The following is a 23,321-nucleotide window of genomic DNA, read 5'->3' as shown; positions in this document are numbered from 1 at the left end:
CCCGCAAGGCTCATGACAGCTGGCCGGGCCTGGTTTAGCATGCCGAAATGAAATCGCCGTCCCCCTCCAAACGGGCATCAAGTGCACCCGAACCCAGCCCCGAACTACCCGGGCTTCCGGTCTGGCAGCCCTTCCGCGGGCCATTCGAACGCTGGCCACAGCTGACCGACCTGCTCATCGCCACCCTCGCCTTTTTGCTGACGCTGCTGATGTGGTCGCGCCAGGACGCAAACGAAGTTCTGGCCTTGCAGAGCCTTTGGGACGTCGCCGCTTTTCAATGTGCCTTCATCGGCTGCTTCGCCCTGTTATGGCGCCGCACCCAGCCCTGGCAGGTGCATGCCGTCATCCTGGGAGCCAGCCTGATACTGGAGCTTGGGTTGCCGGCCAATGGCATCGTTGCTTTGGCGTTTTCGCTCTATAGCCTCGGCCGCTACGAGCCCAACGCCCGGATCAGTTTGATCGCGGTCTTGGCGACGCTGGTTTACGTAGCGCTTGATATGAGGGTCCTGACCCAGCCCACAGCCGGAGGTACTGTGGCGGTGATGTTGGCGTGGGTACTCTGGCACATTGGCCGGCGGCTGCGCTTTCGCGGCGAATACCTGCGCTTGCTTGAAGAGCGAGCTGAATATCTGGAACGCGAGCGCACTGCCGAATCCGAACGCGCCGTGACGGCCGAGCGCACCCGGATCGCGCGCGAGATGCATGATGTGGTGGCGCACCAGGTTAGCCTGATGACGGTGCAGGCCGGCGCAGCCAGAACCATCTGCCGTAATAACCCGGAGGCAGCCAGTGAAGCCATGGCTGCGGTGGAGGCCGCCGGCCGCCACGCCCTGTCGGAAATGCGGCATTTGCTCGGCGTTCTGCGCCCGGCCACTGATGAAGCAGCACTGGCACCGCAACCCGATTTGAGTGATCTGCCGGCCCTGATCGAGCAGGTCCGGCAAGTTGTCGCCAAGGTGGACTACGAGGCCCAGGGCGAGCTCGGCAATGTACCAGCCAGAACCGCCCTCGCCGCCTATCGAATCGTGCAGGAGTCATTGACCAACGTCATCAAACACGTTGGCGCCGAAGCCAGCGTGCACGTCAGGGTGCGCGCAGAGCCTGGCCATATTGCCATTCGCGTTCGTGATGACGGACGCGGCGCAGCTGAGCAATCGATTGGACAGCAAACCCGCAGCGGGCATGGCATCGCGGGGATGCGTGAGCGGGCCGAACTTCTCGGCGGCCACTTACGCGCCGGAGTGATCGATGGTGGCGGCTTTGAGGTGACTGCAGAATTACCCACTACGGAAGGGGGAACCTGATGATACGAGTCATGGTGGTGGATGATCAGGCGCTGGTGCGGCGCGGTTTTGCCCTGGTGCTGGATAACGAGCCCGATATAGAGGTGGTTGCCGAGGCCGGCACCGGCGTTGAGGCCATAGAGGCCGCACGCAAGCATCAGCCAGACATCATCCTGATGGATATCCGTATGCCGGAGATGGACGGGCTGGAAGCCACAGCTCGTATTTTACAAACAGAGGAAAGAGCGGAGGCAAGCGACACACCTTGTCGGGTCATCATCCTCACTACCTTCGATCCCGACGAATACGTGTTTCGTGCACTACAAGCGGGGGCCAGTGGTTTTGTGCTGAAGGATATTCCGCCCGAGGCGCTGGTTGAGGCAGTGCGCACAGTGGCGGATGGCGGTGCCATGCTCGCACCCGGTATCACCCAGCGTCTGATCAGCCAGTTCGCGCAAAAACTGGGGACCGGACGAAACCTGGGCGAACGCCTGGAGCGCCTGACCTCGCGAGAGCGCGAAGTACTGGAGGCGATTGCCGCAGGCAAGAGCAATGCCGAAATTGCCGAGGCTCTGTTTATTGGCCCGGCCACCGTAAAGACTCACGTTTCCAGTGTGCTGTCCAAACTGGGATTACGCGACCGGGCCCAGGCTGTCGTGTTCGCCTACGAATGCGGGCTGACCACCGCCGGAGGGCGCGATGTCGGCTTCTAGTGCATCTCAGGATTTGCAGCGCAATGCCCTGTATAACCTGGCCGCAGTCGGTGCTGTGCTCCTGGGTGTTCTGCTCACCCTCGGCGCCTACGGTCATTTTGTCGCCATCTGGGGGCAGATGATGAGCGAGGATGTCGCTTTGCAGCGTCGCCTGTTACTGATGCTGCCCGGGGTGGTGCTCGCCGGCACTGCCGCATTGAATATCCTGTTCAGCAAGCCCCTGTGGCAAGCGCGTGGCTACGCTCTCACTGTCACCCTGGCAGGCAACCTGCTCGCCGCGCTCTATTTAACCTACCTGATGATACAGGGTGTGCCCAACCACCCCATTGGTGTCTTCCTTGCTCTGGAAACTTCGTTTGTCATCCTGCTGGTATCACTACGAGCTGGTCTGAAGTGGCCAGCAGCAGGCTACTTAACAGAAACTCGTTAGGGTCAGATCAACCTCCCGTCATTACATATCCCCAACCAAACTAACACCATCAAGTTGATGGGCCCCATCTATTCCCCCTCTTTATTACAGAGCGGCCACCAGCTCGACCTTGTGCTATTGTCGGTCGTTACGATCTTCAAAGGGACAAACTGTTCCACTTAGCGGGAAAGGCCATATTGTCGGGCCGAAGTCCTTATGCCACACCTTTTTGTCAACCGACCACGCCTTTACGACTTAACCCGTGGTTCGACTGAACTTAAGGCTCAATTTCGCTGGGAGACAATCAACGCAGTCCTCTACAAAATCGGCGGCATTGTATTCATCGTTGGCAGTGTATTGTTTTTCCCTCGCTTCGAGGCCTATGCTGATATCGGTGCCTGGACATTCTTTTTTGGTTCCCTTCTCTACCTCGTCGTGACCGGGCACGATATGGCTGAGGCCATCCGGTACCATCGCAGCTTGGGGCAACGGACACTAGCCTCAGACCTCGAGCTTATCGCGGCAGCGGCTTACCTCGTTGGTACCATCCTGTTCACATTCGGCAGTATCTTTTTCTTATCCCGTGTTGGCTGGATCATCCCTGGCGCCTGGTGCTTTGTGATAGGCAGCCTTTTATTCGTCCTCGGCGCATGTATCAATGTGCTCCAGATCGTCAGGGCTCAATCTCGGATCACCCTCCAGCTTATGAACCTCACAGCGGTATCTTTTGTCGTAGGTTCCGTTTTATTCACCGTTGCATCTGTGCCCTATCTCTGGTCGGTCGCCCCCGAGGACCGTGAAATTCTTTACGGCTTTCTGGCCTGGCAATACCTGATCGGGAGCAGCCTTTTCCTGCTGGGTGGAATTTTCAATTACTTGCGTGCCTATCTCGTCATTAAAAAACAAATCAACGAGTCAAAGGCCGGGTGAGAGAGCCGGCGTGGCGTGGGGGTATGGGTGAGCGTCTCTACCGCGCTGATCAACTTCTGCCGGCATACTGGCTTCGCCGTCACCCCTCCACGTGGTCTTTCAGCTTCTGGAAAAGACCCTCATTGGCCGAGATGAAGAACTGCATCAGGTTGTTGTACTCCGGCAGGTCGCGATAGCCGACACCATAAGACTGTATACGGGTGCGTGATTCGCCCTGGGCTTCGAACACAACCACATTCATCAATTTACCGTCGTCTTCCTGCATGACCGACGGCCAACGCTCCGATAGCTCTGCACGCAGCGTCAGGATACGTTCCGGTACATAGTTAACGATGTGCAGAGTGATGGTGCCAGGGTCGCCTATTTTGGCATCCTTACCGTAGTGCGTGCGGATGGTCCCTCCTGCGCGGAGATCGACTTCGGCGAGTGGCGCAGCCCATGCCATCCATCCGGCACTGGTCGTATACGCCTGCCATACCTCACTTACTGGCGCCTCAATGCTGACTTCCTGCACGAGGACCATCTCCTTCCTATCGGTCTTGAGGATCTGGCTGTTGATCGGTGTGGCCACGTCTTCTGCCAGTGCGAAAGCGCTGGCCAGGAAAAAGCCAAGTACAAATACAGTTATCTTGTTCCCTGCTCGCATTTGCTCTCCTTATCTATTCCGCGACTAATCAAGAGGGTTAGAGCCCATGATATTGACGCTTAAGGAGTCAAAAGCAAAGCAATCAATGGCTCTGGCGCCATTGAACCTCAAAGGTGAGCCAGCGCGTAGTCAATCGCCGCACACACTGCGACAGCCTGCGCTTCATTGCATTGCTCGGGCGTCGCACGTGGGCTGTCGGGGTAGACCTCGGTGGTGGTTTTGTAGGTGGCGTTGGTGACACTGGCACACAGGCCCAGCTGCTTGAGCGGGTACTGGATAACGCCACGTGCGACCGCCGGCGAGCCAATAAGATTGCCGTCGGCATCCGCCGGGGCGATATGGGTGACCTTCTCCACCGCCGCGATCACCGCCTGCTGGAACTCCGGTTGCGGGTTCTCGCTGTCGTCGACCAGATAAAAACCATCGGGAATGCCGCCCGGTGTGAACGGCTTGCCGTCGCGAGCGGCCAGTGCGGGGCGGAACTCGGTTTCATCGGTATCGGTAGTTTCGTGCAGGTCGATATGCAACAGTGCGCGATCGCGGATCGGCGCCACCAGTTGCATCAGCGCGGCCGACTCCTGGGCGGGGCTGTGCTCATAGAAAGAGCGGTTCGGATCGACAGCGTTCGGGTTCCAGCGGTGGATACGCTCGTAGCCCCAGGGGCTGATGCAGGGCGCAACCATGAGGTTGACGCGGCTGGCGTACTCCGCGGCATGTTGATCGACGAATTGCAGCGCACCGTGTACGCCGCTGGTTTCATAGCCGTGCACCCCGCCTGTCACCAGCACCACTGGCAGATCATCGTTCCAATCAGGGCTGCGGATCGCCAGCAGCGGAAAGCGCTCGTCGCCATATTCCAGACAGCCGTACTCTTCCACGTCGAAACGATCACGCAGGCGCTCGATCTTGCTTACAACCTCAGACTCGTAACTGCGCTGACGGGTCTGGCGCGACAGCCACTCGGCGCGTTCCGCGTCGCCCCAGGGCTTGCCGGGGGTACCGATTGGATAGAATGGATTGGCCGTATTCATATCGCTTGTTCTCCAGTGAAGTGCCAGACAGGCCGGCATTCTAACACTCTACAGGGGTGTCCAAGCCTTCATATCAGGGGTTTTGAGCAGGCTTCCCTGCCTCCCTGGCCTCACGCAGGATTTGGAGCCCGCCTCGAACAACCAGCGCAGCAATGATCATACCGATCGTCAAATCCGGATATCTGCTGCCGGTTATCTCAACCAGACAACCGGACAAAATAACCCCCAGATTAGCAAGGACATCATTTACGGAGAAAATCCAGGAAGCACGCATATGCACACCGCCGCCACGGTGCTTTGCGATAATGCCAACACACACGACATTGGCCAGCAATGCCACGATGCCTACCACAATCATCAAGGTGCTTTGCGGCTCGCTGCCATAAACCAGGCGCCTGAGCACTTCGAACAGCACGCCCATGCCTAACAGAATCTGCAGATAGCCACTGACTCTCGCTGCACTGACCTTTTTCGTCACTGCTTTGCCTACCGCGTAGAGCGACAACCCGTAAACGAAAGCATCCGCCAGCATATCCAGGGAATCCGCGAGCAAGCCGGTTGAGTGCGCGATCAAACCCAACACCAGCTCAAGGAGAAACATGACTGCATTAATGGATAAAAGTGCGACAAGGGTGTTCCTTTCCATGCGCTTTTCCTCCATCACTCGGTGCCTCCGAACAGGCCCAGCTGGCCATCCACCAGGCTGTCAAAATCCAGTTCGATGAAGGGCAATATGGCATCGGCCACCGGTTTGAGCTGCCTGTCGATGTAGTGCTGATAATCGATCGGTGACTGACGGTAATCGACAGGCTCCGGGCCATTGAGGGTGATCACGTAACGAATCCAGCCTTTGTTCCGGTAGCGGGGAGACAGCCCCTGCTGGCGGCGGTGTTCATCGGCCAGCCGCGCGGCGCGCACCTGGGGTGGCACGTTTTTGATGTATTGCTCCAGCTTGCGCCTGAGTCGCTTGCGATACACCAGCTGTTCGTCCATCTCCCCTGCCCGGGTTTTCTCCACCGTCTCGCGGATATATTCGGACGGGTCTTCACCGTGAAACACCATCCCGTAGAGCTGGGTCTGGAACTGCTTGGCCAGGGCGGTCCAGTCGCTACGCACCGTTTCCAGACCCTTGAATACCAGCTTTTCCTCATCTCCGTTCACCACCAGGCCCGCATACCGTTTCTTGGAGCCGGCCTCCGAGCCACGAATGGTGGGCATCAAAAAGCGCAGGTAGTGAGTTTCGAATTCCAGCTCCAGTTCGCACTCCAGCGCCAGCTCGTCTTTGAGCTTGTTCTGCCAGCGTGTGTTGATCTCGCGGGCCAGACGCTTGCCGATCGCGTCGGCCTCTTCCGGGCTCGGTCGGCCGCTCAGCCAGACAAAGGTGGAATCGGTATCGCCGTAGATGACCTGATGTTTCCCTCCATCAATCTCCTCAATCCAGCTGGCCGTCTGCTGCATGATCTCGTGACCGCGCAGGGTGATGGAGCTGGCCAGGCGTGTGTCGTAAAAACGGCAGCCCCCACTTCCCAGTACCCCGTAGAAGGAGTTCATGATGATCTTGATGGCCTGGGAGCGGGCGGCATCCTGCTCCTGCTTGGCGATGTCCCGCTGGGCCCAGAGGTTGGTAATGATGTCGGGCAGGAAGTGCTTGTCACGGGAAAAGCGCGCGCCGCGAAAACCGGGGATGCTGTTGTCATCTGCCCGGCCCCCTTCCGATCCCTCAGTCGTACCCTCACCTACTCCCTCAGCCAAACCTTCAACCAGGCCCATAGGATCGATCTTGAAGGTGCGGATAATGCTGGGATACAGGCTCTTGAAGTCCAGCACCAGCACGTTCTCGTAAAGGCCGGGCCGGGAGTCCATCACGTAGCCGCCTGGGCTGGCAAGGCCGCCATCGGCCGGCAGGTTGGGCGCCACATAGCGGCTACGGTGTAGTTTGGGCAGGTAGAGGTTGGTAAAGGCTGCCACCGAGCCGCCGCTGCGGTCGAGCTCCAGGCCCGTGAGCTGGGCCCGCAGGCGCAGGTAATCCAGCAAGCGAGTGTGCTGGAATATGTCCCAGACCAGTCGGCAGTCTTCCAGGTTGTAGGCGGCGAGCTTGGGTTTGTTATGGCGAAAGTCGTGCTCAATCGCCGCCAGGCGGTTGTCCACGTCTTCGGTGTCTTTGCCTCGGCCCAGTAGCGTCTGGGACACGAACTCCAGGCTGAAGCTTTCAAAGTTGTAGGTGGCGCTCTTCAGTCCGTCGATGCCGTCCAGCACCACCCGGCCGGGCAGCGTCACGAAGCCCTGGTTCCCTTCCCGGCCATCCCGCCAGCGGGCATCGGTGCCACCGCGTCCCAGCTTCAGACGCAGGCCATGACGCCCGGCCCTTTTCAGCAACAGCCGAAAATCAAAGTCCACCACAGCCCAGCCGATGATGATGTCCGGGTCTAGGCTTTGGATCCTGGCCTCCAGAGCCTCGAGCAGTGCACGTTCGTCATCCACCCAGTGGATGGTGGTGTCAGCACTTTCAGGCTGGCCCACCATCAGCACCTCTTCCACGCCATGACCGTAGAGACCGACGGAATACAGCTCACCCTGGCCGGAGCACTCCACGTCCAGAGAAACCACCTTGAACTCCGGCTGCACCTCGGCGCCCTTGAGGCGCACCTGCCGATATTCCGTATAGCCATCCTTGGCCCGGGCCTGCCCCTCAAAGTAGAGGCCACCGCGGGCAAAGCGCTCCATCAGGTAACGGTCGTGGAGACGAAAATCTGCTTCAAACACCTCGATAGCGCGATGCTGCAACAGGGTCTGGGCCCGGCGGTGGGCGTCGATGGTGGGGAAATAGAGCATGGCCGCTTCCTCGCGGCCAAAGGTCTGGAAGCCCAGCTGCTGCCAATCGTAGGGCACGCCGGCCAGAGACTCGGTCACCGTGGTGCGGTCCGCCACCTTCACCATAAAGACCGGGCGCTCACCTTCAATGACCAGTTTGACCGGGCCCTCGGGCGTGGCCAGCCAGTAGTGGATGCAGGTGCTGCCGCGCTGATCAAAGCTGTGGCGACTGAGAAGGAATCCTTGAGGCAAGAGGCAGTTCTGGGTTGAGGCTTGGGTTAGAGATGGGCGCCATTCTACTGGATAAATGCACAGATATCAGCAATCGCCAGAGCTGGACGAGAGGGCTCTTCCGGTCCCCTAAACCACTTGGCCCGAGCGGGATTCATGCCTGTGCCAGACTCCGCCTTCGCTGTGTGATCCAACGCACCTTCGGAAGGATTGTAGTGAGAAACGGCCCTCAAAATTGGGCAAAAGCCCGGGAGACAAATAGACCTCTAGTTACGCAGACTTTAGCATGGCGGCCAAATTCACTTACCACAGTATTCTTATGAAACTAAAAATCGCCCTGCTCCTGTGCGCGACCGCTTTCCTTAACGGCTGCGCAGTTGTTGGCCCCAGCCTGGAAATGAAGCCTGCCAAGGTATTAGTCCCTGGCGTCATTGTCGGCGGGAGCCAGAAGCACTGCCCGCCGGGACAGGCCAAGAAAGGCAATTGCTAAATCGCTAGATTAGGCGTGATTCATTGGACCGTCGGGGGTGCGGCTCACGCACCCGGCGCTCCTGATCGCGCTTATCCGCTTTCTTTTTGGACTTCTTTTTCTTTTCCCTTGGTTCGTCGTTCTTTGGTTGCTCGCGCTCCTGGCGAGGAGCTGGCTTCGCGGCAGCTTTGCGCCGATCATTTGGCGCATTGTGCTGGCGCCGGGGCTCGCCGCGCTGGGTTTGTGGCTTGGGCCTGTCGCGTATCGTACGGCGATCAGTTGCCGGACGCTCTAATGCAGGAACAACTCGTGGGTCGCGAATGCCGGTTGGCTTGCCCGCAACTTTAACTACCCGCTCGTCCCGACTTGGATTCCGACGTGGCTTCCGGTGTTCATTACCGCGCTCCCCGCTGCGGTTATCTGACTGAGACGCCCGCCGCTTTGGCTCGGCTATGCCAGCAAACCCATGTTCTCCGCCTCGGCCACGATTCTGGCCCTTCTCACGACGATCATCTCGATGCCCGCTCCGGTTATCCGTCTGAGACGCCCGCCGCTTCGGCTCGGCTACGCCAGCAAACCCATGTGCTCCGCCTCGGCCACGATCCTGGCCCTCCTCACGACGATCATGTCGATACCCGTTGCTGTCATGCCGGTCCCGCCGGTTGTAACCGTCGTCATGATTGTTCCGGCGCGGCGGCCTGTAGTCGTGGCCTCCGGCATAACGCTGGCCATGGCGGCGCAAGCGCGTATGCCAGCGATCATTGAAGTTTGCCGAGATATAAAAGTTGGGGGCTGGATACCAACGGCCACCCCAGTGACTGGCACTGATCCAGTGGTCCTGATACCAACGATAGTAACGCCCCTGTCGATAGAAAACGTCGCTGCGGTCATAGAACACGTAAACGCCGAGCGTATCGTCGTAGTAGCGATAGCCGGGATCAGTGATCACTGAATAGGAGTAAACCGGAGGAGCCTTGCGGACATAGGTGCCCCCCACGACCACCGGCGGGGCTGCTGGGTAGGTGACACAGCCACCGAGCGTCAAAGTGATGGTGAGAGCGGCGAGTAATCGGTATGGAACCTGGCGCATGGTGCGTTTTCCTTGAATTCACACCTGCTTTTTAACCCGGCACAACTGAATCGCGGCTGAATTTACTCGCAAAAGATCAGAGAAATAGATGGGGTCAGATGATAACTTTCGCATTGAATGTGCCCAAACCAATGAACGTCACAATATTGACCTGTCCCCATTTATTGTTCTCTGACCAAAATTACATATTCGCCGCCTTATTAAAGATTGCCACCTTCACAAGGCCGGAACCATTTTTAAAATCGCCTCGAACTCTCGGTTAAACGCTTGACCTAGCACCGAACTGTGCGCAGCCAAAGTCGCTGTGGCAGTACCAACGCTTAGAATATTTTTTTTATACCGATCCCACGCAGGCCAAACTCTTCCTGCTCTTTCATAAACCTCTTCCCACCATTCGTTATCGTAACGCTTTTGGATCAATGATCGAATCCGAGCTTTCTCTTGCCTCTGCTCTGGACTGTCTAACTTGCAAACAATACTCGCCCAAATCATTTGCTTCTGAAGCTCAGTAGGAATCCACTCTTGTTCGCGTAGCTGAGCTATAATCGAAGGATTTAGCAGCAGTTTCCCTTCATTTACCATTCGCTTGATCCATAGTGGAGCGGCCACCTGGAAAGTTTTGCTCCGATTACGTCCTTTGATCTCGGACGCCACCTCCCCCCAGTCCTGAAGCTTGTCAGTTGCGACAAGCTTCGCTACGTTAGCGTCCACATTGCCCCCTTTGCATGATAGGAAAATTGGGATCAGAGTAACATTTTGACAGCAAACACCACAGTGGTATGGAGCACCAATATTTTACTCTGCCCCCAATATTGCTTGTTAATCTGCGATCACACTGCCCTTAGCCTGTGATAGCGCTTTTCAAAAGCGGTCGTGCCTCCTTCCATTATCTCGCAAACATGTCCTCGAATTTTCTGCTCACACAAACCACCGGCATCCATCAATTGAATTTGACCACCGGTAAACTTCTAAACATTCACATACTCCGCATCACCATTGACAACAATATTTGGATTGTGTGTGACCATAATTATTTGGCGACGCTTTTTATTTTGGTGTATTTGCGAAACTATCAATTGATAGATAAGAGCATTATCCAGATCATCTTCAGGTTGATCGACGATAATTGGGTTCTCACCGTGGCTCAATAGGAATGCAAGAATGGCGGCAGCCTTTTGACCCGCCGAGCCTTTTTCAATATTTTCAAACTTTCCTTTTTCAATATCCTTAGCGTACTCAACAACCAGCAAATCATCTGGCCACCAAATGGTAAATCTATCAAACAATTCCGGCTGATTTTCCGCCTTATCTTCCAATGAATTAGCCAATCTCCGATCTAGCCGAACACCTGGAATATCTAACCCCATAGAAAACCCGATAACCGTTTTCTTTAGATCATCTAAAAGCTTAACTTTGTTCTTCAGGGACAAATCTTTAGGTGCTTCAACTAACTTATGGAGAAGACTATTCTCTTGGCCTTCCTGGTAAATTGATGAAGAAAAGCCCTTTTCAACACCTATAGCTTTTCTAAAACTTTCTTCAATGGTTTTCGTATTTGAGAATGGAAGTAGCTTCATCCTCACATAGGGGTTATCGCCGATCACTTCCTTAATAAATCTAGCGCGCTTAATTTGCAGCCTTCTTCTTAGAACAAACACATTCTTTAAACTTTTCCTACTTAACTTTTTCTTCTCTTCAAGTCTATCTTTAAGCTCTTCAATCCTTCCGAGCTTCTCTTTAATTCTATTTCTGGTTTGCAACCACATTTCATATTGAGCAGGATCAAACTCTTCGCCTCTGTTTTTGTATTCAGAGACCACCTCATGGTACCTCCCCTCGATATCTTCGGCATTTTTTGACCACGCAGAATCATCTATTGACTCTTTTCTGGCTTTTACGATACCGACTAATTTTTCTCTTAATCCGGCAGCTTCTAACTTAATCTTTTCAACTTCAGCAATAAATATCCCATGTATATCTTTGACCTGCTTTAAATCTTCCGGTAATTCTTTATCTCCAAAGAAGGAAAGATCATGACATGCGATAGACTCAACACCCAAGAGAGAATCAACTAATGCGTCAACATTGCCCGCTTCTTCAATAGACTGCCTTGCAGAGACCAGCTTCTGATAGTCATTAAAGACATTTTTATGGCCCCCTTTCTCAAAGCTTTCTATGTCACTATTCACATCGTAAAGTTGCGCCTGCAGATGAGTAGCATTTTTAATTTCATTCTCTAACTGCCTAATATCTCTCTCATGCGACAAATATCTATTCTTTTCCTCATTATAATCACCCCTCCACTGCGCCACATTCACCTGATCAGAATGATCAATTATGTCAAGCAAGCTATTTGCGTTTGACGCAAGTGCATTAATTTGCTTTTGACTGTAAATACTGACATGAAATCGATCCTTAGGGTCACCATTATCGACAGACCATGCACCTTCTGATTCCGAATATTTTTCTATCGCGACAGGTTCTTCATGGCGCCAAATTGACCTATATAACTCTTCCCTTCGATTAACGGTTACAGATATTTTTGTATCAGAATTAGTAACCCCTTTTTTGAAGGATTGAATTTCATCGTGAATATGGGTTAGTTCAGAAATTTCACTGTCACGACCTAGTGCGAGCCTGATCGACTCAATAAAAGTCGACTTTCCCGTGCCTCGACCACCTATAACTGCATTAAAGAGGGGGTGCAATTGAAATTTGGCAGGCTTTCCAGGAACTCTTCCGCAGTAATTCATGCTTTCAATACTTAGATCTTCTAAGTAAAGGTTTGGCAATGTATTAGGGTTCTCATCACCATTTACGACACAGAAAGTGTCATCATGCAGAGCGAGCTTTAGCCCCTCAATAGAAGGCTTGCTCATCTTAATCCAAGATGCCCTACCACCTAGATCCTCCGACTTATGCGCATCAGAACCACGGACTAGCGCCAAATGTGCACAGGCCTTCTTAAGCTCTTCAGATACCCCATTTAGAAAATCCAAATTGACGCATTCAACGGCCTCAATTTTCTTCAGCCATCGCTCGATTTCCTGATTGGAGTTTTGGATATTATGAAGCAATCCTTTTGGACCATCGATATGAGCTGGTATCGCCACACCGCCAGCCCGTTGAATAATTTCAATGACATCATCAATGGATTTTGTCGAAGAGGTAAACTCGGCGTCTCCGTGCCCCTGTACTATTCCACATTGGCCAAGTACACCTGTAACCGTCGCTTCATTACACGATGGATCAAATACGGCAAGAATATGTACGCGCGACTGACCTGTCGTTATAGTTATCTCGCTACCAGGAAAAATATGTAAAGGTCTATACCAAGATTCAGCAATATCAAGCTCTGCATAGGTTGCCTTTATTCTATTAATCCAAGATCCAGATACATGATCAGTAATCGCTACACAATCGACTTCCGCCTCCATTAAAGCCCTTAACCAATCAGTTTCTGTCTCCCCAGCATTCTTATGATCTGAAGACGCGGGGGTATGCGTATGAAAATCAAATTTATACCAACGACTTCCAACACTTTTTATTGTCATGATCCCAAACCCCTTCTCCCTCTTACAAAAAAATAGCCATTAACTAAAGAAAAAAATGCGGTCAGATCAATATTTTGGCATTACATTTATTCAATCAAGTTAACGCCATAAATTTGATCTAATCCCATTTATTCAAATTGATCACGATTTCCTTTAACACACATATCAAACGCTTGATTCCAAAAATAATCGTCAGGCTCTCTGGGCAATTCCTTTATATTGATAGCCAAACTGATATTTCTCATCTCAAAGGCCTTCATCCCTTTCATTACGAAAAGGTTAGCTTTGTCCTCAGCGACATTCTCCTTAGAAAGCATCGAGATCATCGACGGATAGTCAGTACCCGTTGCTTTAGTCAGGCTTTCAATAGAATCAGACTTCGCCACTTCAGACTTTTTCTTGATGAGCTCTTCCGACGACAATTTGGAAAGATTTTTGACTATCTCTATTTGAGTTTGGCAATACTGATACACGTCCGCACTCCCAATACTAGAAAATAGCAATAAGATAACAAGGACTGAATATTTCATCTCACTCACCTTAAGGATACATAACGCCTTTGTTTAGGAGCGTCCTGAAAAGGTCGGCCGACGTGGGGCCGGAGGCCCAAAACGAACTACAACTATTGGTTAGGCCGTTTTAGCCGCAAAGCGCGCGGATTTTTCGCTCGAACTCCAGAAATTCAAAAGAGGCATCGTCAATGATCTGCAAAACATGCCTTCTCGGTGTCGTTGCATATGTATTCGCGAATGCCAAGAAGACCTCATTGGATAGCCGCTCATCATCCGGGTAGGCAATAGCTTCGTACGGACCATGATTGCTGGCTAACAGCCACAGATAATCGGAAAAGTTTGAGGCGACTATCCCTAGCTCCCCTTCAGATCCAAAGAAAACTATGGGTTGTTCGATAAGATTCTTGCCTTCCCGGATAGGCCATATCGCCGCATAACCTCCAGTGCCATCCTGTCCAAAAATTAGGTAATCATCACACTCAACATTTTGATTTCCCGTCCATGCTTGAAACCAGCTTTGGACTTCCTCGCGTAACATGAATTCTTGGTATGGCTCAAAATCGATACCATCTCCATAGTCAAATTCAAGCTTATGGAGTTCACAAAACACGCTGGGGAATTCTCTCGGCAGCGACATGTACACCTCTGACTATTTCTGAGCGCCTCACAGTTTATTCAAAAGATGGACTTGTCTAAATAAATCAGCTCCTTGTAACTCGGCGCGACTTTACAAAGGATCCAGAGAAAGCCCTTCAAAATCAGCAAGTTACTGGAGCTTCGAATGTATCTCAAAAATATGGCTGCGGCGCGTTTTTATAATTCTGGATATGGCTGTATTCGATAGTATTTTAATTGCCTTTTAAGTCAATGACTTGGCATTACACCAACCAATTCAGTGACTCCTGCTGCTGATGTAGCGATGCCCGACTCCGCCTTGTCTGAATTTTGTACAAAACCTTTCGGGCACAAAAAAAGCGAGCCCCTCTCGAGGCTCGCTTTCCCGGTCATCTATAGTCAGCGTCAGGAATTCCTCGCTGGCAAGCGGGCCCGACGCGATCTGATTAGAAACAGTCTCCGGGCACCCTCACCCACCCTTCCATCAGAATCCGCGCACTGCGGCTCATAATGGCTTTGGTAGCAGTCCACTGTCCGTTGGCGATTTCCGCTTCCGCGCCGACTCGCAAGGTGCCGGACGGATGGCCAAACGTCACGGCATTGCGCTCCCCTGCCCCAGCAGCTTCATTGACCAGGGTACCGGGAATCGCAGCGGCGGTACCAATGGCGACGGCGGCGGTGCCCATCATGGCATGGTGCAGTTTGCCCATGGACAGGGCCCGCACCAGCAGGTCGATATCCCCTGCGGCCACTTGCTTGCCGCTGGAGGCCTCATAGTCCTTCGGTGCCGCGACGAACGCGACCTTGGGGGTATGCTGGCGAGCGGCTGCCTCTTCCACCTTTTCGATCAGGCCCATCTTCACCGCACCATAGGCACGGATGGTTTCGAACATGGCGAGGGCCTTGTCGTCACCGTTGATGGCTTCCTGCAACTCGGTACCCACGTACCCGATTTCGTCAGCATTAACAAAAATGGTCGGGATGCCGGCGTTGATCATGGTGGCTTTCAGGGTGCCGACGCCCGGCACCTCTAAATCGTCCACCAGGTTGCCGGTGGGGAACATGGCCCCTTCGCCATCCGCCGGGTCCATGAATTCGATCTGCACTTCGGCCGCCGGGAAGGTGACGCCGTCCAGTTCGAAATCACCGGTCTCCTGCACTTCCCCATTGGTGATGGGGACGTGGGCGATGATGGTTTTCTTGATGTTGGCCTGCCAGATGCGCACGGTGCAGATGCCGTTCTCAGGTACACGCGCTGCATCCACAAAACCGCTGTTGATGGCGAAGGCGCCGACGGCTGCGGTGAGGTTGCCGCAGTTGCCGGACCAGTCCACGAACGGCTTGTCGATGGAGACTTGGCCGAACAGGTAATCCACGTCGTGATCCGGCTGCTCGCTCTTCGACAGGATGACGGTTTTGCTGGTGCTGGAGGTGGCTCCGCCCATGCCGTCGGTCTGCTTGCCGTAGGGATCGGGGCTGCCGATTACGCGGAGTAGCAGGTTGTCTCTTGCTTGGCCTGGGACCTGGGCGGATTCCGGGAGGTCTTGCAGGCGGAAGAACACGCCCTTGCTGGTGCCGCCGCGCATGTAGGTGGCGGGGACTTTGATTTGGGGGGCATGAGTCATGGGTTTACTCACATTGTCCGTCATCCCGGCGTAGGCCGGGATCCAGTGCCTCCTGGATGCCGGATCAAGTCCGGCATGACGAGGGTTTGGCTGGATCCCGGACCAGGTCCGGGATGACGAGGTTTTCTGGATACCGGCCTGCGCCGGTATGACGATGGATGGGGTTAGGCGTTGGCCTCCGCTTCCAGGAAGTCATTGGCGAAGCGTTGCAGTACACCGCCGGCGCTGTAGATAGAGACTTCTTCCTGGGTATCCAGGCGGCATTTCACCGGCACCTCTACCGTTTCACCGTCTTTACGATGGATCAGCAGCGTGAGTGTAGTGCCCGGGTTGTGCTCGCCAATCACATCGAAGGTCTCGGTACCGTCGATGCCCAGGGTCTCGCGGGTGGTGCCCGGCTGGAATTCCAGCGGCAGCACGCCCATGCCGATCAGGTTGGTGCGGTGAATGCGCTCGAAGCCTTCCGCCACAATCGCTTCCACACCGGCCAGGCGCACGCCTTTGGCGGCCCAGTCGCGGGAGGAACCCTGGCCGTAGTCGGCGCCGGCAATAATGATCAGCGGCTGCTTGCGGTCCATGTAGGTTTCGATGGCTTCCCACATGCGGGTGACCTTGCCTTCCGGCTCGATACGCGCGAGAGAGCCCTGCTTCACTGCACCGTTGTCGTCGCGCACCATTTCGTTCAACAGTTTCGGGTTGGCGAAGGTGGCGCGCTGGGCGGTGAGGTGATCGCCCCGGTGGGTGGCGTACGAGTTGAAGTCCTCTTCCGGCAGACCCATTTTCGCCAGGTATTCACCGGCAGCACTGCTGGCCAGGATCGCGTTGGACGGCGACAGGTGGTCGGTGGTGATGTTGTCACCCAGCACCGCCAGTGGACGCATGCCTTTCAGGCTGCGCTCACCTGCGAGTGCGCCTTCCCAGTATGGCGGGCGGCGGATGTAGGTGCTCTGCGGGCGCCAGTGGTACAGCGGCTCGCCCTTCTCTTCTTCCGCCTTGCTCAGGTCAAACATCGGGATGTAGACCTCGCGGAACTGCTCGGGCTTCACGCTCTGTTTGACGATCGCGTCGATCTCTTCGTCGCTCGGCCAGATATCTTTCAGAGTCACCGGGTTGCCGTCTTTGTCGTGGCCCAGTACATCTTTTTCGATATCGAAGCGGATGGTGCCGGCGATGGCATAGGCAACGACCAAGGGCGGCGAAGCCAGGAAGGCCTGCTTGGCGTACGGGTGGATACGGCCATCGAAGTTGCGGTTGCCGGACAGCACGGCAGTCGCGTACAGGTCGCGGTCGATGACTTCTTTCTGGATTTTCGGGTCCAGTGCGCCGCTCATACCGTTACAGGTGGTGCAGGCAAACGCGACCACGTCGAAGCCCTGCTGCTGCAGTTCCGGCAGCAGGTCGGCTTCTTCCAGATACATTTTTACGGTCTTGGACCCCGGTGCCAGGGAGGTTTTTACCCAGGGCTTGCGGGTCAGGCCGAGCTTGTTGGCGTTGCGCGCGATCAGGCCCGCGGCAATCATATTGCGCGGGTTGCTGGTGTTGGTACAGCTGGTGATCGCGGCGATGATCACCGCACCGTCCGGCATCTCGCCTTCTTTCTCCTCCCACTTCTCTCTCCAACCTTCTTGGGCGATGCCGCGGTTGGCCAGCTCGGATACCGGCAGCAGTGCGTGCGGGTTGGACGGGCCGGCCAGGTTGCGGCCAACGGAAGAGAGATCGAACTTGAGTACGCGCTCGTATTCGGCGTCTTTCAGGCTGTCTGCCCAGAGGCCGGTTTCTTTCGCGAACTTCTCTACCAGGGCGACCTGCTCGTCGTCGCGGCCGGTGAGCTTCAGGTAGTCGATGGTCTGCTCGTCGATGGCGAACATGCCGGCGGTAGCGCCGTATTCCGGCGTCATGTTGGCGATGGTGGCGCGGTCGCCCAGGCTCAGGCTGGAGGCACCTTCGCCGAAAAATTCCAGGTAGGCGCCGACCACGCGCTCGCGGCGCAGGAATTCGGTCAGGGCCAGCACCATGTCGGTACCGGTGATACCGGGCTGCAGTTTGCCGGTCAGTTCGACGCCGACGATGTCGGGCAGGCGCATGTAGGAGGCGCGACCGAGCATCACGCTCTCGGCTTCGAGGCCGCCCACACCCACGGAGATGACGCCCAGCGCATCGACCATCGGGGTGTGGCTGTCGGTACCGACACAGGTATCCGGGAAGGCGACGCCGTCTTTCACCTGCACCACCGGAGACATTTTCTCCAGGTTGATCTGGTGCATGATGCCGTTGCCGGGCGGGATGACGTCGACGTTTTCAAACGCGGTTTTGGTCCAGTTGATGAAGTGGAAGCGGTCTTCGTTGCGGCGCTCTTCCACCGCGCGGTTCTTTTCGAACGCGTCTTCTTCAAAACCGGGATGTTCGACGGCCAGGGAGTGGTCGACGATCAGCTGGGTCGGTACTACCGGGTTCACTTTGGCCGGATCACCGCCCTTCTCTGCGATGGCGTCGCGCAGGCCGGCGAGGTCCACCAGTGCGGTCTGGCCGAGGATATCGTGGCAGACGACGCGCGCGGGGAACCAGGGGAAGTCGAGGTCACGCTTGCGACCGATGATTTGTTTCAGGGCGTCGGTGAGCTGCTCGGGCTCGCAGCGACGCACGAGGTTTTCCGCCAGAATACGCGAGGTATACGGCAGTTTTGCATAGGCACCCGGCTTGATCTTTTCGACCGCCTCTCGGGTGTCGAAAAAGTCGAGGTCTGTGCCGGGAAGTTTTTTGCGGTATTCGGTATTCATAACAATTAACGCGTTCAGCGACTTTCACAGCCGAAAAGAAAGATGAAGGAGGATGCCGAGCCCCCGATACGGATGGTCCTTTGTGGGACCTTCCACGGCCAGGGATGGCCGTGGAGAGCGTACAGGGACGTATCCACAGCGTGTCTCACAAAGGACCATCCGTATCGGGGGCGCCCAGAACCAGCTAAGCCGTTGGAGCTCGGGGCGGGCCTGCTACCGGTGGCGGTTTACCAGACACGCCTTAAATACATCCTTGTAAGCTCTACGCGGCCATCCATGGCCGCGTAAGGTCTGGTAAACCGCCACCGGTACCAGACCCTTGGCATAACGCTCTGGGGGCCTTGCCAAAAGTTTGAAAGGCTCTATTAGCCTCGCTCGGCAATCGGCACAACCTTGCGCAGTTCCGGACCGACATACTCGGCGCTCGGGCGAATGATGCGGTTGTCGGCGCGCTGCTCAAATACGTGGGCGGCCCAGCCAGTTACGCGGGACATAACGAAGATCGGCGTAAACAGCTTGGTGGGGATGCCCATGAAGTGATAGGCGGAAGCGTGGAAGAAATCGGCGTTACAGAACAGCTTCTTCTCACGCCACATGACCTCTTCGCAACGTACGGAAACCGGGTACAGCACCTCGTCACCGACGTCAGCGGCCAGCTTTTCAGACCACTGCTTGATGATGGCGTTGCGCGGGTCGGACTCGGTGTACACCGCGTGGCCGAAGCCCATGATCTTTTCCTTGCGCTCCAGCATGCCCAGCAGTTCTTTTTCTGCTTCGTCGGCAGAAGAGAAACGCTCGATCAGTTCCATGGCTGCTTCGTTGGCACCGCCGTGCAGCGGGCCACGCAGGGAGCCGATGGCACCGGTGATGCAGCTGAACAGGTCAGACAGGGTGGAGGCACAAACGCGCGCGGTGAAGGTAGACGCGTTGAACTCGTGCTCAGCGTACAGGATCAGGGACACGTTCATTACCTGCTCGTGCAGCGCATTCGGCTTCTCGCCGCGCAGCATGTGCAGGAAGTGACCGCCGATGGAGTCGTCCTCGGTTTCGGTTTCGATGCGCACACCATCGTGGCTGTAGCGGTACCAGTAGCAGATGATGGACGGGAACGCGGCCAGCAGGCGGTTGGCGCGATCCTGCTGCTGCTCGAAAGACTCCTCGCCTTCCAGGTTGCCCAGCATGGAACAGCCTGTACGCATCACATCCATCGGGTGGGCATCGGCAGGAATACGCTCCAGCACTTCCTTCAGTGCCTGCGGCAGACCGCGCATGCCCTTGAGGACGCCTTTGTAGTCCGCCAGCTGCGCTTTGGTGGGCAGCTCACCGTAGAAAATGAGGTAGGCTACTTCTTCGAACTCGCAGTTTTCCGCCAGGTCTTTGACGTCGTAACCGCGATAGGTCAGGCCGGAGCCGGATTTACCTACGGTGGAAAGTGCTGTCTTACCGGCAACCTGACCACGCAGGCCTGCGCCACCAACTTTCTTCTCTGCCATCGTTCATTCCCCTATCGATTTAAGTTTTTACTGCGTCATGCCGGGCGGAATCCGGCATCCAGCAATGTGCGCTCGGGCAATCTGTGCTGGATCCCGGCCGGGCCGGGATGACGGTGGGTACAAAGTTGAATTCTTACTTCTTAATCACTTACTTCTTGAATAAGGCGTCGAGCTTGTCTTCAAACTCGTGGTAATTCAGGTAATCGTACAGCTCCGCACGGGTCTGCATGGTGTCGACCACCGCCTGCTGGTCGCCGTTTTCCAGAATGCTGGTGTACACATTCTCAGCGGCCTTGTTCATGGCGCGGAAGGCAGACAGCGGATACAGGACCATATCGGCACCGGACTCTGCCAGCTCTGCCTTGTTGTAGAGCTTGGTTTTTCCGAATTCGGTGATGTTGGCCAGGATCGGCACATTCAGTGCGTCCTTGAAAGCACGATAGTGCTCAAGCTCGGTCACTGCCTCGGCAAAGATGCCATCGGCACCGGCCTCGATACAGGCCTGCGCACGCTCGATGGCGGCATCCAGTCCTTCCTGCGCAAACGCGTCAGTACGGGCCATGATGAAGAAGTCGTCATCGGTGCGGGCATCCACGGCCGCCTTGATACGGTCAACCATCTCTTCCTTGGAGACGATCTCCTTGTTCGGGCGGTGTCCGCAGCGCTTCTGGGCCACCTGGTCCTCGATGTGTACCGCTGCGGCACCGGCGCGGATCATTTCCTTGATGGTGCGGGCAATATTGAAGGCGCCGCCCCAGCCGGTGTCGATATCCACCAGCAGCGGCAGTTCACTGGCGGCAGTGATGCGGCGTACGTCCTCGAGCACATTGTCGAGGCTGGTCATGCCGAGGTCCGGCAGACCGTAGGAAGCGTTGGCAACCCCGGCGCCAGACAGGTAGATGGCCTTGTGGCCGATCCGCTCTGCCATGATGGCCGAGTAGGCATTGATGGTGCCAACCACCTGCAGGGGCTGGTTTTCGACGAGCGCCTGGCGGAAACGTGCGCCGGCGGAAGGGTTCTGACTCATGGTCTACCTCAGCTTTTTCTCGATGTTCTGACGCGAGGCACGGATATGCCTGCGCATGAGGATTTCGGCCAATTCACCGTCGCCGGCTTCAATGGCCTCAATGATGTGACTGTGTTCGTGGAAAGCCCGCTTGGCCCGGGGGCTGGCCATACCCAGCTGGTAGCGGTACATGCGCACCCGGTAGTAGAGGCGGTTGCAGAGCGTGTCGATCAGCAGATCGTTGCGGGAGGCCTGCACGATGCGGAAGTGGAAGTCGAAATCCCCTTCCGGTTGAAAATAAGCGCGCCCGGCCTGCAGTTCTTCCTGCTGTTCGTGCCGTTCGAGCATCTGCCGCAAGGCCTTCAGGTCTTCGTCCGTCCGCTCCGTTGCGGCCAGTCGGCAAGCCATACCTTCGAGGGCTTCGCGCACATCGTATAGCTCGAGCAGGCCGCGCTCGGTCAGATCGACGACCCGCGCACCCACATTGACCCGCCGCTCCAGCAACCCCAGGGACTCGAGGCGCATCAGTGCTTCGCGCAGGCTGCCACGACTGGCATTGAAACGCCGCGCCAGCTCCGGTTCACTGACCTTGCTACCGGCGGGTATATGCCCTTCGACAATTTCGCCACGCAGGGTCAGGTACAGGCGCTCAGCCAGGCTTAAATTGCCCTCCGGCAGCTCCGACTGTCGCTCCCCAAGATCCATACGGCACTCTCCACCTCAAGATTGTCGACAATCTACTGATGAAACGAACCCAATGCAAGGGATCGCACCAAATACAGTGGGTCACCTAGTGACAATTGTTGACAGTTTGAGGGAAATCGCGACCTGAAGAGGGACGGTAGTCTTAAAACCGTGTTGCGGGCATAATAGCGCCCGCACGGGGTTCAGCCGTGCCCCACTGCCTTTAGCACTCTATGCTTTTTGATGGGTGACAGACCCGCGCGAAAGCGCGGAGAGAATCCTGGCAAAGTTTCTGGCCGCCGGTATCCGGATTATTTGAGTTATGCCGAAGAGTATCATCAGGCGCTGGCTGCCGACTCCCGATCAGGTTCGCGCCAACAAGGGCCTGAGATTTTTCGGTAGCCTGCTGCACGACCCGAACCTCTTCCACCTGAACAGGCACTCCGTGTCCGTCGCTTTTGCCGTGGGCGTCTTCACCAGCTTCCTGCCCCTGCCCGGGCAAATGGTCATCGCCGCCCTGCTGGCGCTGTGGTTCCGCTGTAACCTGCCCCTGTCCATGATCCTGGTGTGGATCAGCAACCCGGTCACCATGCCCGCCATCTTCTACTCGACCTACAAGCTCGGCGCCTGGATCCTCGGCACGCCGCCGCTGGAGTTCAAGCTGGAGCTGTCGTGGGAATGGTTGACCGACGAGGTGGGTAAAATCTGGCTGCCGCTGTTCTTCGGCTCATTGCTCGCCGGAATTTTCTTCGCGACGGTATCCTACTTTGCCATGCAGGGACTCTGGCGCTGGCACGTGGTGAAGCGCTGGAAGATGCGCATCGCGCAGCGCCGCTCGGCGGTCAGCTGAGGTAATGGTGACAGGACATCAATGCCCACGGCGAGTATGGACTCGATCCCAGCAGTAGGCGACAAGTGCAAAATAGAGAAAGAAAGTAACAGACATCGCGGGGAACAACATCCAGAGCTCTTCAATCCCCATCCCCTTTTTTAGAAAAAGGATTAAAGAGACCACGCTCCAGAGAAAAAGCGGGTAGAGCATCCCACAGGTAAACAGCCGGAACTTGCCGAATCTCCGCCCTTCTTCCGGACGCATAAAGGGAAACGGCCACCAAAAAATTGTCGGCCTGTGCAATACCGCCACGAAGCGCACAAATGACGTGGAAGGCAATTCTTCTTGCATCGTTATTGCATCCCTTCAGCAAACTTTATTGTTATGAATTGACCTGGCGCAATTCACGCCCCGGCGCTGCATACTCGTGATACCAGTCATCGAGGAAGGTCAGCAGCTCCTCAGCCCGCAACTCTGACGGGATCACCAGCCCGGATTCAGGGCGCGACCGCCCTTCCCCTTTCCGGTACGCCCGCCAGCATCCAGCTTCCCTGACCAGCATCAGGGTAAAGCGGCCGTAGATATCAAATTCGAGACGCTCGCCCACTGT

At 55.8% G+C, this 23,321-nt stretch carries 22 protein-coding genes; 6 read left to right on the top strand and 16 right to left on the bottom strand.

Annotated features, from left to right (window positions below; genetic code table 11):
- Positions 1-47 precede the first annotated feature (47 nt).
- The 4 genes from AUP74_RS12145 (at position 48) to AUP74_RS12130 (ending at position 3,335) form a co-directional block, all read left to right on the top strand.
- Positions 48-1,304, top strand: a complete 1,257-nt coding sequence (locus AUP74_RS12145; protein ID WP_083260963.1) for a sensor histidine kinase — start codon at positions 48-50, stop codon at positions 1,302-1,304.
- Positions 1,304-1,996, top strand: coding sequence for a response regulator (locus AUP74_RS12140; protein WP_226999781.1), 693 nt, complete (start codon positions 1,304-1,306; stop codon positions 1,994-1,996). The genes AUP74_RS12145 and AUP74_RS12140 overlap by 1 nt, the downstream gene beginning before the upstream one ends.
- Positions 1,983-2,426, top strand: coding sequence for a hypothetical protein (locus tag AUP74_RS12135; protein ID WP_069947799.1), 444 nt, complete (start codon positions 1,983-1,985; stop codon positions 2,424-2,426). The genes AUP74_RS12140 and AUP74_RS12135 overlap by 14 nt, the downstream gene beginning before the upstream one ends.
- Before the next feature lie 195 nt (positions 2,427-2,621).
- Positions 2,622-3,335 carry a YrhK family protein gene (locus tag AUP74_RS12130; protein ID WP_069947798.1) on the top strand — a complete coding sequence of 238 codons (714 nt, stop codon included), beginning with the start codon at positions 2,622-2,624 and terminating at the stop codon, positions 3,333-3,335.
- Between the two features lie 79 nt (positions 3,336-3,414).
- Here the strand turns inward: AUP74_RS12130 and AUP74_RS12125 are convergent, their stop codons facing one another.
- The 4 genes from AUP74_RS12125 to AUP74_RS12110 form a co-directional block, all read right to left on the bottom strand.
- The gene (locus AUP74_RS12125) at positions 3,415-3,981 is read right to left on the bottom strand and encodes an SRPBCC family protein (RefSeq protein WP_069947797.1); all 567 of its coding nucleotides are present in this window, start codon (positions 3,979-3,981) and stop codon (positions 3,415-3,417) included.
- A gap of 107 nt (positions 3,982-4,088) precedes the next feature.
- On the bottom strand, positions 4,089-5,012 hold the full coding sequence (locus AUP74_RS12120; protein ID WP_069947796.1) for a M14 family metallopeptidase: 924 nt from the start codon (positions 5,010-5,012) through the stop codon (positions 4,089-4,091).
- Positions 5,013-5,085: 73 nt separating this feature from the next.
- Positions 5,086-5,673 (bottom strand): cation efflux transmembrane domain-containing protein, encoded by a 588-nt coding sequence (locus AUP74_RS12115; RefSeq protein WP_069947795.1) that lies wholly within the window; start codon positions 5,671-5,673, stop codon positions 5,086-5,088.
- The gene (locus AUP74_RS12110) at positions 5,673-8,075 is read right to left on the bottom strand and encodes a DNA polymerase II (protein ID WP_069947794.1); all 2,403 of its coding nucleotides are present in this window, start codon (positions 8,073-8,075) and stop codon (positions 5,673-5,675) included. Before AUP74_RS12110 ends, AUP74_RS12115 begins: the two co-directional genes overlap by 1 nt.
- A gap of 265 nt (positions 8,076-8,340) precedes the next feature.
- On the opposite strand from AUP74_RS12110, the gene AUP74_RS12105 reads away from it, so the two are divergent.
- On the top strand, positions 8,341-8,544 hold the full coding sequence (locus AUP74_RS12105; RefSeq protein ID WP_069947793.1) for a hypothetical protein: 204 nt from the start codon (positions 8,341-8,343) through the stop codon (positions 8,542-8,544).
- 4 nt (positions 8,545-8,548) lie between these two features.
- Here the strand turns inward: AUP74_RS12105 and AUP74_RS17240 are convergent, their stop codons facing one another.
- From AUP74_RS17240 to AUP74_RS12045, 10 genes are all read right to left on the bottom strand, one after another.
- Positions 8,549-9,613 carry a hypothetical protein gene (locus tag AUP74_RS17240; RefSeq protein WP_145924394.1) on the bottom strand — a complete coding sequence of 355 codons (1,065 nt, stop codon included), beginning with the start codon at positions 9,611-9,613 and terminating at the stop codon, positions 8,549-8,551.
- 216 nt (positions 9,614-9,829) lie between these two features.
- Entirely contained in the window at positions 9,830-10,324 is a 495-nt protein-coding gene (locus AUP74_RS12090; RefSeq protein ID WP_069947790.1) for a hypothetical protein, read from the bottom strand.
- 257 nt (positions 10,325-10,581) lie between these two features.
- Positions 10,582-13,167 carry a TrlF family AAA-like ATPase gene (locus tag AUP74_RS12085; RefSeq protein WP_226999780.1) on the bottom strand — a complete coding sequence of 862 codons (2,586 nt, stop codon included), beginning with the start codon at positions 13,165-13,167 and terminating at the stop codon, positions 10,582-10,584.
- Positions 13,168-13,295: 128 nt separating this feature from the next.
- Positions 13,296-13,697: a hypothetical protein gene (locus tag AUP74_RS12080; protein WP_069947789.1), complete on the bottom strand. Its 402-nt coding sequence runs from the start codon at positions 13,695-13,697 to the stop codon at positions 13,296-13,298.
- Positions 13,698-13,806: 109 nt separating this feature from the next.
- Positions 13,807-14,316: a hypothetical protein gene (locus AUP74_RS12075; protein ID WP_069947788.1), complete on the bottom strand. Its 510-nt coding sequence runs from the start codon at positions 14,314-14,316 to the stop codon at positions 13,807-13,809.
- Positions 14,317-14,740: 424 nt separating this feature from the next.
- On the bottom strand, positions 14,741-15,919 hold the full coding sequence (gene prpF / locus AUP74_RS12070) for a 2-methylaconitate cis-trans isomerase PrpF (RefSeq protein ID WP_069948868.1): 1,179 nt from the start codon (positions 15,917-15,919) through the stop codon (positions 14,741-14,743).
- A gap of 164 nt (positions 15,920-16,083) precedes the next feature.
- On the bottom strand, positions 16,084-18,696 hold the full coding sequence (gene acnD / locus AUP74_RS12065; protein ID WP_069947787.1) for a Fe/S-dependent 2-methylisocitrate dehydratase AcnD: 2,613 nt from the start codon (positions 18,694-18,696) through the stop codon (positions 16,084-16,086).
- 365 nt (positions 18,697-19,061) lie between these two features.
- Positions 19,062-20,189: a bifunctional 2-methylcitrate synthase/citrate synthase gene (prpC, locus tag AUP74_RS12055; protein ID WP_069947785.1), complete on the bottom strand. Its 1,128-nt coding sequence runs from the start codon at positions 20,187-20,189 to the stop codon at positions 19,062-19,064.
- A 148-nt stretch (positions 20,190-20,337) separates the two neighbouring features.
- Positions 20,338-21,216 carry a methylisocitrate lyase gene (gene prpB, locus AUP74_RS12050; protein ID WP_069947784.1) on the bottom strand — a complete coding sequence of 293 codons (879 nt, stop codon included), beginning with the start codon at positions 21,214-21,216 and terminating at the stop codon, positions 20,338-20,340.
- 3 nt (positions 21,217-21,219) lie between these two features.
- Complete coding sequence (locus AUP74_RS12045) at positions 21,220-21,900, bottom strand: GntR family transcriptional regulator (protein WP_069947783.1); 681 nt, start codon at positions 21,898-21,900, stop codon at positions 21,220-21,222.
- 301 nt (positions 21,901-22,201) lie between these two features.
- Here AUP74_RS12045 and AUP74_RS12040 point away from each other — a divergent pair, with 301 nt between their 5' ends.
- Positions 22,202-22,729: a DUF2062 domain-containing protein gene (locus tag AUP74_RS12040; protein ID WP_069947782.1), complete on the top strand. Its 528-nt coding sequence runs from the start codon at positions 22,202-22,204 to the stop codon at positions 22,727-22,729.
- A gap of 18 nt (positions 22,730-22,747) precedes the next feature.
- Here AUP74_RS12040 and AUP74_RS12035 read toward each other — a convergent pair whose 3' ends face one another.
- The gene (locus tag AUP74_RS12035; protein ID WP_069947781.1) at positions 22,748-23,062 is read right to left on the bottom strand and encodes a hypothetical protein; all 315 of its coding nucleotides are present in this window, start codon (positions 23,060-23,062) and stop codon (positions 22,748-22,750) included.
- Between the two features lie 31 nt (positions 23,063-23,093).
- Positions 23,094-23,318, bottom strand: a complete 225-nt coding sequence (locus tag AUP74_RS12030) for a DUF7661 family protein (RefSeq protein ID WP_083260962.1) — start codon at positions 23,316-23,318, stop codon at positions 23,094-23,096.
- Positions 23,319-23,321 lie beyond the last annotated feature (3 nt).

Origin of the sequence: Microbulbifer aggregans, from assembly GCF_001750105.1 — a bacterium.
Classification (GTDB): domain Bacteria; phylum Pseudomonadota; class Gammaproteobacteria; order Pseudomonadales; family Cellvibrionaceae; genus Microbulbifer; species Microbulbifer aggregans.
The sequence above is the reverse complement of the archived record's forward strand: the minus strand, read 5'-3'. Positions and strand labels throughout refer to the sequence as shown.

What these genes read in the sequence shown, in the direction of transcription:
- AUP74_RS12145 (WP_083260963.1), top strand. Translation starts at nt 48, where the DNA reads ATGAAATCGCCGTCCCCCTCCAAACGGGCATCAAGTGCACCCGAACCC.
- AUP74_RS12140 (WP_226999781.1), top strand. Translation starts at nt 1,304, where the DNA reads ATGATACGAGTCATGGTGGTGGATGATCAGGCGCTGGTGCGGCGCGGT.
- AUP74_RS12135 (WP_069947799.1), top strand. Translation starts at nt 1,983, where the DNA reads ATGTCGGCTTCTAGTGCATCTCAGGATTTGCAGCGCAATGCCCTGTAT.
- AUP74_RS12130 (WP_069947798.1), top strand. Translation starts at nt 2,622, where the DNA reads ATGCCACACCTTTTTGTCAACCGACCACGCCTTTACGACTTAACCCGT.
- AUP74_RS12125 (WP_069947797.1), bottom strand. Translation starts at nt 3,981, where the DNA reads ATGCGAGCAGGGAACAAGATAACTGTATTTGTACTTGGCTTTTTCCTG.
- AUP74_RS12120 (WP_069947796.1), bottom strand. Translation starts at nt 5,012, where the DNA reads ATGAATACGGCCAATCCATTCTATCCAATCGGTACCCCCGGCAAGCCC.
- AUP74_RS12115 (WP_069947795.1), bottom strand. Translation starts at nt 5,673, where the DNA reads ATGGAGGAAAAGCGCATGGAAAGGAACACCCTTGTCGCACTTTTATCC.
- AUP74_RS12105 (WP_069947793.1), top strand. Translation starts at nt 8,341, where the DNA reads ATGGCGGCCAAATTCACTTACCACAGTATTCTTATGAAACTAAAAATC.
- AUP74_RS17240 (WP_145924394.1), bottom strand. Translation starts at nt 9,613, where the DNA reads ATGCGCCAGGTTCCATACCGATTACTCGCCGCTCTCACCATCACTTTG.
- AUP74_RS12085 (WP_226999780.1), bottom strand. Translation starts at nt 13,167, where the DNA reads ATGACAATAAAAAGTGTTGGAAGTCGTTGGTATAAATTTGATTTTCAT.
- AUP74_RS12080 (WP_069947789.1), bottom strand. Translation starts at nt 13,697, where the DNA reads ATGAAATATTCAGTCCTTGTTATCTTATTGCTATTTTCTAGTATTGGG.
- AUP74_RS12075 (WP_069947788.1), bottom strand. Translation starts at nt 14,316, where the DNA reads ATGTCGCTGCCGAGAGAATTCCCCAGCGTGTTTTGTGAACTCCATAAG.
- prpF (WP_069948868.1), bottom strand. Translation starts at nt 15,919, where the DNA reads ATGACTCATGCCCCCCAAATCAAAGTCCCCGCCACCTACATGCGCGGC.
- acnD (WP_069947787.1), bottom strand. Translation starts at nt 18,696, where the DNA reads ATGAATACCGAATACCGCAAAAAACTTCCCGGCACAGACCTCGACTTT.
- prpC (WP_069947785.1), bottom strand. Translation starts at nt 20,189, where the DNA reads ATGGCAGAGAAGAAAGTTGGTGGCGCAGGCCTGCGTGGTCAGGTTGCC.
- prpB (WP_069947784.1), bottom strand. Translation starts at nt 21,216, where the DNA reads ATGAGTCAGAACCCTTCCGCCGGCGCACGTTTCCGCCAGGCGCTCGTC.
- AUP74_RS12045 (WP_069947783.1), bottom strand. Translation starts at nt 21,900, where the DNA reads ATGGATCTTGGGGAGCGACAGTCGGAGCTGCCGGAGGGCAATTTAAGC.
- AUP74_RS12040 (WP_069947782.1), top strand. Translation starts at nt 22,202, where the DNA reads ATGCCGAAGAGTATCATCAGGCGCTGGCTGCCGACTCCCGATCAGGTT.
- AUP74_RS12035 (WP_069947781.1), bottom strand. Translation starts at nt 23,062, where the DNA reads ATGCAAGAAGAATTGCCTTCCACGTCATTTGTGCGCTTCGTGGCGGTA.